This is a genomic window from Martelella alba (assembly GCF_006516955.1).
Classification (GTDB): Bacteria; Pseudomonadota; Alphaproteobacteria; order Rhizobiales; family Rhizobiaceae; genus Martelella; species Martelella alba.
In genome coordinates, this window is sequence record NZ_VHLG01000021.1 from 17508 (window position 1) to 30727 (window position 13220).

9 protein-coding genes and 1 pseudogene are annotated in these 13220 nt (G+C 59.7%); 6 read left to right on the forward strand and 4 right to left on the reverse strand.

Annotated features, from left to right (window positions below; genetic code table 11):
• Nucleotides 1–46: 46 nt before the first annotated feature.
• Entirely contained in the window at nt 47–2341 is a 2295-nt protein-coding gene (locus FJU08_RS21245) for an FdhF/YdeP family oxidoreductase (RefSeq protein ID WP_141151064.1), read from the reverse strand.
• A gap of 289 nt (nt 2342–2630) precedes the next feature.
• Here FJU08_RS21245 and FJU08_RS21250 point away from each other — a divergent pair, with 289 nt between their 5' ends.
• The 5 genes from FJU08_RS21250 (at nt 2631) to FJU08_RS21270 (ending at nt 10790) form a co-directional block, all read left to right on the forward strand.
• A complete protein-coding gene (locus FJU08_RS21250) occupies nt 2631–2984 on the forward strand; it encodes a hypothetical protein (RefSeq protein ID WP_141151065.1) in 354 nt (117 codons plus the stop codon).
• A gap of 130 nt (nt 2985–3114) precedes the next feature.
• Nucleotides 3115–3441 carry a carboxymuconolactone decarboxylase family protein gene (locus FJU08_RS21255; protein WP_141151066.1) on the forward strand — a complete coding sequence of 109 codons (327 nt, stop codon included), beginning with the start codon at nt 3115–3117 and terminating at the stop codon, nt 3439–3441.
• Nucleotides 3442–3836: 395 nt separating this feature from the next.
• Nucleotides 3837–7373: a trifunctional serine/threonine-protein kinase/ATP-binding protein/sensor histidine kinase gene (locus FJU08_RS21260; protein WP_181409978.1), complete on the forward strand. Its 3537-nt coding sequence runs from the start codon at nt 3837–3839 to the stop codon at nt 7371–7373.
• A gap of 174 nt (nt 7374–7547) precedes the next feature.
• Entirely contained in the window at nt 7548–8783 is a 1236-nt protein-coding gene (locus FJU08_RS21265; RefSeq protein WP_141151068.1) for an MFS transporter, read from the forward strand.
• 531 nt (nt 8784–9314) lie between these two features.
• Complete coding sequence (locus tag FJU08_RS21270; protein ID WP_141151084.1) at nt 9315–10790, forward strand: protein adenylyltransferase SelO; 1476 nt, start codon at nt 9315–9317, stop codon at nt 10788–10790.
• Nucleotides 10791–11126: 336 nt separating this feature from the next.
• Here FJU08_RS21270 and FJU08_RS21280 read toward each other — a convergent pair whose 3' ends face one another.
• Nucleotides 11127–11444 (reverse strand): type II toxin-antitoxin system RelE/ParE family toxin, encoded by a 318-nt coding sequence (locus tag FJU08_RS21280; protein WP_141151070.1) that lies wholly within the window; start codon nt 11442–11444, stop codon nt 11127–11129.
• A complete protein-coding gene (locus FJU08_RS21285; RefSeq protein ID WP_141151071.1) occupies nt 11441–11710 on the reverse strand; it encodes a type II toxin-antitoxin system ParD family antitoxin in 270 nt (89 codons plus the stop codon). The genes FJU08_RS21280 and FJU08_RS21285 overlap by 4 nt, the downstream gene beginning before the upstream one ends.
• A gap of 121 nt (nt 11711–11831) precedes the next feature.
• Here FJU08_RS21285 and FJU08_RS21290 point away from each other — a divergent pair, with 121 nt between their 5' ends.
• Nucleotides 11832–12179, forward strand: a complete 348-nt coding sequence (locus FJU08_RS21290) for a nucleotidyl transferase AbiEii/AbiGii toxin family protein (RefSeq protein WP_141151072.1) — start codon at nt 11832–11834, stop codon at nt 12177–12179.
• On the opposite strand, the pseudogene FJU08_RS21295 reads toward FJU08_RS21290, so the two are convergent.
• Nucleotides 12176–12705: pseudogene (locus FJU08_RS21295) on the reverse strand (leucine zipper domain-containing protein). The gene FJU08_RS21290 and the pseudogene FJU08_RS21295 overlap by 4 nt on opposite strands.
• Between the last annotated feature and the right edge of the window lie 515 nt (nt 12706–13220).

The window sequence follows — 13220 nt, forward strand, 5'->3', positions numbered from 1 at the left end:
GGACTTTCCAACGTCCTGCCATATGCCGTCAATGCCATCGGCACGATTACACGGTTTCTGAGCGAATGATTTGAACAGGCACGCCCTTATAGGCCGGTGTGCCTGACCGGCGGTCAAAATGGCTGAGCGGCACAATCGCGTTCATTTCGGGATAATAGCCGCCAACCGAACCCTGCGGCAGATCATAGGCAACGGCGGTATAGCCGCGCACCGCCCGCGCTGGCCCGCCATCAGCAATGGCAACGACGTCGATCAGATCGCCATCGGCAAGACCGCGCGCCTTCAGATCGGCCTCACTGATGAAGATGACATCACGCCGGCCAAAGACACCGCGATAGCGATCATCCATCCCATAGACCGTCGTATTGTACTGATCGTGGCTGCGCATCGTCGCCAGAACCAGCGTTTCGGGATCATTCAGACGCGGATCCTCATCGAGACCGGAGGCGACAAGGAAATTGGCCTTGCCGGTCTCGGTGCGCCACTCACGCCTAGAGGCCGGAACATGGAGGCGGAAGCCGCCCGGCACGCGGATCTTGCGGTTGAAATCCCGAAAATCAGGAAAGACGATCTCGATCTTGTCGCGAATGCGGTCGTAATCGGCAACCAGCCCGGCCCAGTCGATCCCGTATTTCCCCCCCAACGTCGCCGCGGCGATGCCGGAAAGGATGGCCGGTTCGGATTTCAGCCGCGGGCCAGGCGGATTGAGGAAACCGCGCGAGGCGTGGACCATCGACATGGAATCTTCCACGGTCACCGCCTGCGGCCCGCTGGCCTGGGTATCGAGATCGGTGCGGCCGAGACATGGCAGGACGATATTGGTCTTGGCCGTCAGCAGATGCGAGCGATTGAGTTTGGTGGCGATGTGGACCGCAAGATCGAGCCTGCGCATGCCCGCAAAGGTCAAAGCGGGATCGGACATGGCCACGGCAAGATTGCCGCCGAGACAGACCAGCGCTTTTGAGCGGCCATCGACAATCGCCTCAACCGCCTCAATGGCATTATGCCCCTTCTCCGCCGTCGGCCGAAAACCAAAGGCACGCTCCATGCCATCGAGCAGGCTGCCATTGGGAATTTCGGTGATGCCGACCGTGCGATCACCCTGCACATTGGAGTGACCGCGCACCGGGCAAATTCCAGCGCCGGGCCGGCCGATATTGCCGCGCAGCATCAGCAGATTGGCCGCCTGCTGAACGTTGCAGGTGCCATGCGCGTGCTGGGTGAGGCCCATGCCATAGCACAGGATCACGTTTTTGGCGTTGAGATAGACATCAACCGCGCAACTGATCGCGTGATGGGTGAGGCCGGAATAGCTGAGAATATCCTCCCAGCTGGTCCGCCCGATATCATCGCGCAGCACATCAATGCCGGTCGTGTGGCCAGCGATGAAATCATGGTCGAGAACGCCCGGCCCGCCCTTGGCGCAATCCGCATCATCGCGCTCGAAGATCAGCTTCATCATGCCCTTGAGCGCGGCGAGATCGCCACCCGTTTTCACCTGATGATAGGAGGACGCGATTGCGGTCGAGGAGAAGGTCGCCATCTCGACCGGGTTCTGCGGCGCGGCAAATTTCTCCAGCGCCCTCTCCCGGAACGGGTTGAAGACCACGATCGGCACGCCCCGTCGGGAGGCCTCATGCAGCGTCGTCATCATGCGGGGATGATTGGTACCGGGATTATGGCCGAAGCTGAAGATCGCATCCGCCTGGTCGAAATCCTCAAGCGTCACGGTTCCCTTGCCAACACCGATGGATTGCGGCAGGCCGACGCTTGTCGCCTCATGGCACATATTGGAACAGTCGGGGAAATTATTGGTGCCGAAGGCACGCACGAAGGTCTGAAACAGAAAGGCCGCCTCGTTGGACGCGCGCCCGGATGTGTAGAACTCCGCCTGATGCGGGCTTTCCAGCGCATTCAGTTCCTTGCCAATCAGGGCGAAGGCATCGTCCCATTCGATCGGCTCATAGCGATCGCTTTCGGCATCGTAAATCATCGGATGCGTCAGGCGGCCCTGATTTTCGAGCTCATGGTCGCTCCATTCCCAGAGCTCTGCGACCTTGTGGGTGGCGAAGAAATCCGCCGTTACACGCTTTGCCGTCGATTCCCAGGTAATCGCCTTGGCGCCATTTTCGCAGAACTCGAAGGACGAGGTGTGTTTCGGGTCCGGCCAGGCGCATCCCGGACAATCAAAACCTTCCGGCTGGTTCGCCTTCAGAAGGGTTGCGGTTCCCTGCACTTCCACCTGCTGGCGTGCAAGCGTCGCGGCAACCGCCTTCAGCGCCCCCCAGCCCCCTGCGGGTTCGTGATAGGCCTTGATACCGTCCGGGCGCTTCTTCGTCATGATACTCTCCACACTTGGGTGAAGCCCGAGCCTAGCAGGCGACGGCACATGGCAAAGCTATACAAAGATGTAGGTCATAAGCGACCGGGCTGACGCCGGCCACCGCTCCGGCTTGATGCCTGAACCGGATGTACCGGCACAGACCAAGGTCCAGGTCGCGATCCACATCCGTATGATATTCGAACGTCGCCGCGGAACGTATTTTTCCCCTGCCGCACAACAGGCGGCCAGTGTTGAGGCCGTCCGGCAGAACGGGGCGGCAAACCCGATCGACCCACAGGAGAATATCATGAACCGCATCTCGAAAATCCTTATTGCCTCGGCCTTTGCAACCATGTCCTTTGCCGGCGCATCCTACGCCGCCGATGGCGTCGCCATGAACTGGCCAGCCCATCTCGATGAGACGCTGGCGACCTTCGATCAGAGCTTCAACGTCAAGAGCCTGTCCGATACCAATAATGACGATGACTTTGCCGATGTTGACGGCTTTCCGCTCTCTTCCGGGGCTGTCCAGCAGGTCCAGGCCGCCATTCGCGCCAACGAACCGCTGATGCTGCGCATGGACGAACGTGGCATCGACGTCAATGACGTCGTCAATGCGCAACGGGCCGCCGATGGCAGCATGACCTTCTGGCTGCGCTGAACAGACGCAAGCCCCGACGCGTGCGGCGTGCCGCAGATCCGAACCAACGCAAAAGGCGCGGAAGACCGCTGCTGCCGGTCATCCGCGCCTGACCGTACTTTTGCACTGCACCAAAGACAGGAGCATTGTTATGACAGAACCGATCCGTCCCCGCGACATGGCGCGCGGCTTCACGCCGGCACTGGCCGATTTCGTTGATGACCCGTTGTTCAGCAAGGTCTGGGAGCGCGAAGGGCTCTCGAAACACGATCGCAGCCTGATCACTGTCGCGGCGCTGATTGTGCTGAACCGACCGGAGGAACTTGCCGCCCATCTTCGGCGCGCCGTCGAAAACGGTGCGTCAAAACAGGAACTGAGCGAAGTCATCACCCATCTCGCCTTCTATGGCGGCTTTCCGGCCGCAATCAGCGCCTCGGCTGTCGCAAGACAGACGCTGGGCATGGTTGATGCTGTGTGAGGTCATGCCCGGTCGGAGCGATCCGTTTTTCGTAAGAAGCGACGGACGCTATTTTTGAAGAAGATGTCAGACTGTTGACAAAGCTTTCCCCCCACTGGTGTCATATCTGTGCTTGACACAGATATCCATCCGCCGCGCATCTGCACGGCAAAAGACTCTTATAATCCAATGCCATGAAGAGCCTGGATCCCCGTGACGAGCACGGAGATGACGACGGAGGGGCAGCTGTTCCGCCCCGCGCAAATGAGTTTGTCGGCAATCTGGCACTTTTTGAAGAAAATGTTTGTCTTTTGTACAATAGGCATCAAGAGTTTCAGCCGCGGCAGGGATTTGGTTGACGCGGTGCAACACCGGGTGTCTGTTCAGGTCTATTCATGCAACCAGACCGGAATGGGATGACCTACTTCTTTGGAGACCGGCAGATTTTCGGGCGCGAAGCCGAACTTGCCATGCTGCAGGAGGCTTTCGAACGTGTAAGCCAGACCGGCGACGGCGAGGTTGTGCTGGTCCGTGGTCCAGCGGGTATCGGCAAAACGGCACTGGTAAAGGCCTTTGCCGGCGCCGGTGTGACGACCCGTTTTGCCGCCGCCAGGGCTGAGGACATGTCCAGCCATGTTCCCTACGGCCCGGTCTTCAGGGTTCTGGAGAGCATCTGCCTGCCAGGGGAAATGGAGGGATTGGCTCTTTCGTCCGATGCGAGCCTGTCGGATTCGCCGGCGCAACTCAACGCCCGCCTGACCGAGGCCATTCATGCAAAGGCCTCTGCCGCTACTCCGCTTGTGATTTTCATTGACGATCTTCAGTGGCTTGATGCCGCATCGGCAACGTTTTTGCGCGCATTTGCTGCAGACGGGATGAAGAATATCCTGTTGATCAGCGCCATTCGCACGGATGACGGACAGGGCATCTCTAGCAGCCAGCCCGGTTCCATGCTGGAACATGCAACCAGTCGCGTCACCCGGCTGGACCTATTGAGCCTGGCGCCCAATGCGGTGGAAGACATGATGCCATCGCAGCGCTTTGGCGATGGGCTGAAGCCGGTGGCGCGCCTTGTTCAGTCGGTGGCCAGTGGCAATCCCTTTCACATTCGCCTCATCCTTCAGGATCTCGCCCTACAGGAAAGACGGAGCGATCTCACCAGCCTTCTTTCCGCGCAGAAGGACTGGGGCATTCAGACCCTCATTTCCAGGCATTCTGCTCAACTGCCGGACGAGACCCGACAGATCCTGCAGATGGCCGCCTGTATCGGCGCCTCGAGCGATCAAGGCCTGCTGGCAGCCGCAAGCCAGATCTCGGATCAGAAACTTAACGACCTGCTTCTCCCGGCCATCCAGAACGGCTTTGTCCGAATGGAGGGTGGAACCGTCCAGTTTCAGCACCACGGGCTACGCGAACATATCCTAAGCGAGCTTGGGCCCGATCAGCGCGCCAGGCTTCATGCCATGATCGCCTGCAGCATGATCGTGGCAGAACCCCTGTCCGTCGCGCAGCAGCTTGCAGCGGCAGACCATATCGTCAAGGCCGCCGACGGTCCTGCATTGCGCGATCATGCCGATGCCATGCTTGCCGTCCTGCTCAAGGCCGCGCAGGTGGTCAAGGTGGCCGGTTCCCTGGATACGGCACTTTGCTATGCCGAGAAGGGGCTTTCGCTTCTCGGTAAGGGTGAACCGCAAGGGCCTTTGCAATGGACTTTCGAACTGCTGCGCTGTGCCATATTGGTGGAAATCAGGGGCGCGGCCATCCATGATGACGCACTCGAAAGACTTGCAGCCCTCGCCCGCTCGCCCCTCGATCAGGCGCGCGCCCTGCGGCTGAAAGCCGGGGTGCTGATCCTGAGAGGCGCCTATGAACGGGCCATCAGACTTGCCCTTGATGGCCTTGCTTGCCTCGATATCCACCTGTCGCGCAAGCCCGGGGAACCGGAGATTTCTGCAGCGTTCAGCGCCGCCATTGCCGCCTATGACGCACTCGTGGCGGATGGCTTTGAAAATGCCCCCCTTCTGACCGACGAAACGATCATCGTTGCGATGGATCTGCTGGCGACCCTGCAGTCCTCGTTCTTTTCCGATGATGGCCTGAAATGCCTGCATGTCGCAAAGATCGTGGAACTTTCCGCGCGCTATGGCGTCTGCGAAGCCAGTTGCTACGGCCTCGCCTGGTGCGGTGTCTGCGTTGCAGGCGAATATGCGGCCTATGAAACGGCGCTCGGCCTGGCTGAAGCCGCCGTTGCGCTTTCCAAGGCGCGTTCATTTCAGGCCTATCGCACATCGGCTCTGGTAGCGCTGGATCAGGTCAGTGTCTGGCTGAAACCGCTTTCCTATGCGCTGATGCGCGCCAGGGAGGCTTATGATCACGGCAAGCGCAGCGGCGATGTCAGCATGGCCTGCTATGCCGCCAACCATGTGGTTTCCGACCTTCTGGCCATGGGCGCGCCGCTCAGGACAGTCAGCAGCGAAATCGAGCGTGGACTGGAACTGGCGCGTGGCGTGGGTTTTGACGATGTCATCAAGATCCTTGAATTGCAGCAGCGTTTCGTCGAAAAGCTCTCAGGCACCGACATCGCAACAGAAGTCGCCAGCGACGCCGCGATAATCGGGACTGGATCGGAAATGTCTCCGCTCAGCTTCTGGGGGCCTCTTTTCGAAGGACTTGCCGCCTTTCATCATGGCCAGCTGGAACCGGCGTCACATTTCCTGGCGCAAGCCCGCAAATGGACCTGGACCACTCCGGCCCATATTCACATTGCCGATCTCCTTTTCCATGCCGCACTCTGCCAGATTATGCTGGGCTGCGATCCTGGCGAAGACCGTGCGGAGATCGCAGAGCTTGCGCGCTGCAATCCACTGACCTTTGCCAGCAAACAGGCCCTTCTGAATGCGGAAACCCACCGCGCCAATGGCGAGATGATCGATGCACTGCGCTGCTATGAGCAGGCAATTCAAGCCGCCAGCAATGCCGGATTTCTGCATGAAATCGCGTTTTCGCATGAGCGCGCCGGGCGTCTGTCCTTTGAGGCCGGCCTTTTTTCGGCCGCGCGCCTGCACCTGCGTCAGGCGCAGCACCATTACAGGCAATGGGGTGCACAACCGAAATCCGAGCAGATCCAGCAGGAATTTTCCGCGCTTTTCGCTACGGGGTCCGATGACAGGCGCAAACCGGACACGCAGGCGCAGCAAAGGGCAGCACAGATGCATGCGCGCGCCGACCTGATCAGTAACGCGCATGTCACCGTTCTCGGCAGCATGGCGGCCGCGATCGTTCATGAGGTCAACCAGCCGCTGTCGGCTATTGTAACCTATGCGAATTCAGGGACGCGCTGGCTGCAGCACCAGCCACCGCAGCTTGAAAAGGCCGCCAGCAATTTCGCCAGGATCGAACAGGCCGGCATGCGCGCAAGTGGCATTATTATGGCCCTGCGCTCACTGGCGAAGCAATCGCCCGCCAATCTCGAATTTGTCGATCTGAGTGCGATCGTCAATCATGTCCTGCCACTTGTCGAACGCGATGAAAGGGCAGAAGGGGTCACGATCACATGCACGCTTGCCGCTGATGGCGGGCTTTTGGCCGATTCCATCCAGATCCAGCAGATTGTCCTCAATCTGATGACGAATGCGCTGGACGCGATGCGGGCAAGGTCCGGGCGCCGGGTTCTGGCAATTTCGTCGGAAATTCACGGATCCGACATCAGGCTCCTGGTCACAGACAGTGGAACCGGCATTTCCGAGACGGTGCGGGACAGGATTTTCGATCCGTTCTTTTCCACCAAGGATAACGGTCTCGGCATGGGGCTTTCGATCTGCAAGACAATCGCCGAGATTCATGGCGGCAGCCTTGGCATCGGCCAAAGCAGTGCGGCCGGGACGACCATGGTTCTCAGCCTGCCGCTGACAGCCATGCCGCAAAGTGCTGACGAGGACCCTCCGGCAGCGTGACATCTCCGATCCGGCGGCCGGGTGGCCCGGCAGGTCTGGACGGCCTCTAGTCTGGCTTTTCGCCAAACGCACAGAAGTTTCGACAAAACCGTCCATTTTCCAGATATCCTGACAAGACCATTTTCCTGGCAGTCGTCAAATATTGGTCACGCCACGCAGAAAATGGAGTTCACGATGACCTATCTTTCGATTGATCCGCCTGTCCGGCGGCGGTTTCAGTTATCCAACCGTGTGATGACAATCTATAGTAGCGTGACGGCGGCAACATTCCTTGCAAGCGCTGCAGCACCGACACCGCTTTACCTGCATTATCAGACCGCTTTCCAGCTTGGCCCGGGGGCATTGACGCTGATTTTCGCCGCCTATGCGCTGAGCCTGCTTGCGGCGTTGCTGACGGTCGGCGCTCTCTCGGATTTCGTCGGGCGTCGCCCTGTCATCTTCGCAGCGGCAGCAACCAATGTCCTGGCCATGCTTCTCTTCATCACGGCGCATTCGGCGCTGGAACTCGGCGTGGCCCGCACGGTTCAGGGCTTTGGAACAGGCATGGCAACGACAGCGCTCGGGGCGGCGATCCTTGACACGGATCGCCGTTTCGGACCGATCATCAACAGTGTCACCGCCTTTGTCGGCCTGTTCTTCGGCGCCATCGGCTCAGGCCTTCTCGTGCGCTTCGCGCCAGCGCCGACAGAACTTGTCTATCTCATTTTGCTGGCCCTTTCCGCTGTTCAGGCGATTGCGATTTTCTGGATGCCCGAGACCACCGAACGCCGCCCCGGCGCGCTTCACTCGCTCCTGCCCGAACTCAAGCTTCCCAAACCGGCGCAACGCAGCTTTCTCCATGTCTCCCCGGTCAATATTGCCGGCTGGGCACTTGGCGGTCTGAACTTCTCGCTGATGCCTGCCCTTGTGGAACTTGCCGAAAGACGGCATGCCCCTCTGACAGGAACGCTCGTCGTCGCCACGCTGATGGCCGGTGCGGCAATCGCCGTTGGAGCGCTCGGCAGGATTACCGCAGAACGTGCCCTGATTGCCGGCGCCAGCGCGCTGGCCATCGGCATGGCACTCGCCCTTGGCGCCATGGCACTGCCCTCTGTCCCGCTCATGTTTGCCGGTGTCGCGCTTGCCGGTGTCGGCTTCGGGGCCTCCTTTTCCGGCGCGTTCCGTGAGTTGCTGCCGCGCGCCGAGGCCGATGACAGGGCCGGTCTGCTCTCGACCTTCTACATTGAAAGCTATCTCGCCTTTTCCGTTCCCGTTATCGCTGCAGGGCTTGCCGTCCCGCATTTCGGTCTCGAAAGGACCGCCATGATCTATGGCGGTATTGTCATTGCACTGGCACTGGTCTCCGCCGTGATCTTCTGGATCCGCATGCAGCAGCGTCTGGCATCAGACAGCGCCCTTGACCAGAGATGAACCTTGCGGGTTCAGACCAGCGTTCCTCACCGCATGTTCCGACATACAGCGCCCGCACCGACACTGAAAAGCGCAAGGGCCCTCCCCCGCGCTTTCAATTTTCATGCAAGCTCCGTTCGGAGCCACAAAGGTCTCAGCGATCGAGGAGCGAGGCCGCATCCTGATTGAGGCAAAGCGTTGCCTGCGGCGGCGTCTTCAGCAGTGAAGCCGGGCATATGAAGGTACGGAATCAGAACGAGAGGGGCAAATATTGGCGCTTCGAAAAACGCCTACGGAACTGAAGCCGTGGAAATCAACGAGCCAAGAGGCGGCTTTGCTTCTCCACCTGAGCAATTAGGCACGTAGCCCGATTGGCTAGATGTGAGCTTTCAGGAGGTTGTCCATTCGGAGCGGATCGAGGAGACTGGAGTTACCTGACCTCAATTTTCTGGCGGGCTATTGCTCTGGAAATCCGGCATCGGCAACGCCACCTATGTGCAGAATGGTCGAGAACCAGCGACCGAGCGGTACGACGGAAGCGATGCGAAAAAGATGACGGTAGATTTCGACTTCGACAACAGCTACGCGCGTCTCGGTGCCACCTTCCACCGGCCTGCCGTGCCGTCGCCCGTCGCCGCGCCGCATCTCCTGAAGCTGAACCGGCTGCTCGCCGAGGAACTCGGGCTCGATGCGGATCAGTTGGACAATGCTGAAGGGGTTGAAATCTTCGCCGGTAACAGGCTCCCGACAGGCGCCGAGCCGATCGCGGCCGCTTACGCCGGACATCAATTCGGAAACTTCGTACCGCAACTCGGCGATGGGCGCGCCGTCCTCCTCGGCGAGGTGATCGACCGAGAGGGCCGGCGTCGCGACCTTCAACTGAAGGGGGCCGGCCCCACCCTCTTCTCGCGCAGCGGCGACGGACGGGCAGCACTCGGCCCGGTCCTGCGTGAGTATCTCGTCAGCGAGGCCATGGCCGCGCTCGGCATTCCAACCACGCGGGCGCTGGCCGCGGTCGCGACGGGAGAACCAGTCTACCGGGAAACGGTCCTGCCGGGCGCGGTTCTTACGCGTGTCGCCTCCAGCCATATTCGCGTCGGCACCTTCCAGTTCTTCGCGGCACGGGGCGACGGCGCCGCGGTTCGAAAACTCGCCGACCATGTGATCGACAGGCATTACCCCGAGGCCGCAGGCGCTGCCAATCCCTACCGCGCGCTTCTCCAGGGCGTCGGTGCCCGTCAGGCGGAACTTGTCGCACGCTGGATGCAAGTCGGCTTCGTGCACGGTGTCATGAACACCGACAACATGTCGATCGCCGGGGAAACGATCGACTACGGCCCGTGTGCCTTCCTCGACGTTTACGATCCCGCGACCGTCTTCTCCTCGATCGACCGGAACGGGCGTTACGCTTACGCCAACCAGCCCCGCATCGCGCACTGGAACCTCGCACGTCTGGCAGAATGTCTGCTGCCTCATCTCGATCCAGACGAAAACAAAGCCATTGAAGCCGCGCAAGGCATCCTCTCCGGCTTTGCAGACGCGTTCAACACCGCCTATGTCGACGGCTTTCGCGCAAAGATCGGGTTGCAGACACCACAGACGGAAGATGCCACGTTGATCGAGGAACTTCTCGGGCACATGGCACGGCAGAATGCGGACTTCACCCTGACCTTCCGCGGTCTTGGCAAAGCGGCGGAAAGCGGTGAGGCCGATGGGGTGCTGCGCGGTCTCTTTGCCGATCCAACCGCCTATGACGGCTGGGCGGTTCGCTGGCGTCAGCGCCTCGCGGCCGAACCGAGAGAGCCGGGGGAGCGTCGCGTTGCGATGGATGCGGTGAACCCGGTAATCATTCCGCGCAACCACCTCGTCGAGGAAGCGCTTGCCGCTGCAATGGCCGGCGACCTGGCACCCTTCGAACGCTTGAACGAAGCACTGGCCACACCCTTCGAGGAGCGGGCGGCGTTCACCGATTATGCCAGCCTTCCGCCGGTGCCCGAGACCGCCTACCGGACTTTCTGCGGCACGTAAACGCGCGGCACGCGCGCGATGTAATCCCTTCGGCGGGCCGAGGCGCGGCTCTTTCAGTGGCGGATGAACATCCCGTTCGACGTGGAGGTGACGGGAAAGGTCGCGGTTGTCACTGGCTGCTGCGTCTTCGGCGCTGTCTTTGCAGAAGCACTCCGCCCTATCGCGCAGTGGAAGGCCGCGCCTGGCGCGGTATCGTGAGTCTAGCTGAATGCGCTTCGTCCGGCTCTGATGATGGTGGCGGCATAATCGAGGCGGGAATCCACTTAGAAAAACGCCCGGAACTGTTCAGACAAACCGAGCCACCTCTTTTGGTGCTGACGCGGGCATAGTCGATTTTCATTGGTCTGAGCCACGCATTATGGTGTCGTAGTCTCGGCCACCATGAAAGACATTCACAATCTCTATGGTGCTATCCGTGACGCGGTACAGAATGACGGCACTGCTTTCAAAGGGAACCATGCGGATGCCTTCATGCAGGTCATCGCGCGCAACGCCGCCATATGGCGCGTTGCCGATCTTCATGCATCGACGCTCGATGCGGTCGGTAAAATCAAGGGCGACTTCCAGCGAACTGCTGACGCGCGCAACATATTCTGCAATCTCGTCAATATCATTCAACGCCGATTCGAGAAGGTAAACGGGCAGCTGCCTCATTGATCGGAATGCCGTTCCATCAGGTTCTTACGGATACGGCCAAAGGCTTCCTTGGCTGGAACGGATGGGCGAGGATCATCGACCGATTGCGCGACACGTGCCCGAATGGCCTTAAGACGCTCTTCGCGCTCTTCCTCGGTCTTGAGCCACAGGCGCATGGCCTCTCGCAAGACTTCGCTGGTGGACGAAAAATGACCAGCCGCCACCTGCGCCTTGATGGCGTCCAACATATTTGGGGGGAGGGTAATGCTAATTTTCTCGACCATTTCCACTAATCCGTACTTTCTTTGTTCTTATGAAGAGTAGGATAAAATCCTACCTGACACAAGAAAAACCATACGGAATTCTGTAACGGACTTTTGCAACTTGCTCAGACATGTCTGAATTGTGATCAGTTTCGAGAGCCGTTTTGTCGGCAGGCGGCTTGAAACCCCCGAACGGGAGAGTGCCGCGCCAGCGCTTATGCTCAGTATCGGCTACGCGACCAGGGGGCCGACGGACGAGTTGCGTCTGGCGCAGGGCAAATCCACGTGCATTGTCGAGATCGACATTTCAGGCAAGGAAAAGGTGATCAATGCGGCAGACGTGACCATCGAAGAGCCGGATGTCAGTATTCGCGCCTATCGTCTTGAGGAGATCATTGCCGAGAAATTGCGAGCCATCGTGCAACAGGTCAAGCGCAACAGAGACCGTCGGCAGGACATATTCGACATCCGCTGGCTGATTGACCGCTAGATGTGGAGCCTCAATAGGTTGTCCCGGTTAAGAACGAGGCGACTGATTGGTGTTTTTGAACTTATACCGCCATGCGGGCGATGCCAATTATACATGTGCGTCCATTCGGGAAGATGTGCTTTGCGATTTTCTGATGTTGGATAGGCCCGCGCATAGGTCTATCGGCTGGCGCAATGTCCTTCATCCGCGACAGCCCAACCTGCTTGAGAACACGGCTGACGGTGGCCGGTCACAGGCCTGTTTCCATGGCGATGTGCTTGCCGGTCAGACGCTGGCGGCGAAGCGCGGCAATGCGCTCGCATAAAGAGGTATTGGTCTGCCGGGGGCTGTTTCTGGGGTGCAACGAGCGGCCGGCCATGACGGCGCATCCACCCTGCTTGAAGCGAGCGACCCAACGCGACACGATCTTGTGCGAAACGGCATAGATGCAGGCAGCCTGCACCTTTGTGAGCGCGCCGGAGAGAATGGCAACCGGCATCTCCTCTCGACGCAGAGGCGTCAGTCGGGCATTCTTGTGAATGTTCATTCGGGACGCTCCCGGAAAACTGAGGTGTGGGAATTCCAGTCTCCTAAATCCGCTCCGAATGGACAACCTCCCGAAAGCAGGATGCCTAGGAGCCCGATGCTGCTACCCGGGCGTCGATCCTCCAGACACTGCTTGTGAAATCGGAGATGCGCCGCATTAAGCCGACGCCGGATTCCTTTGACAGCGAAGAGGTCAGGAAACGCCTGGCACGGGAATGGGATATGATGAAACTCGAAACCGGCGACCGGATTTCGAGAGCTCTTTCGCAATCATCCGCGATTTTTATCGCGCACTGCCCTGGCAACAGGGGCGGAAAAGAGAGCGACTGCGCATTGGCAGAATCCGGTATCTCAAATCAGGCGGACGGCTGCGAGCCGATCGGCGCATGCGGGCTATTGTCTGCGCCGGACAGGAGCCCTTGCCCTCCCCCGCTTTGTCCTGAACTGGTTGGTCACATCGAAGGAACTGCCGTCCTATTGTCCTGCAAATACAATCGTGCTCGAGCAGATGGCTGG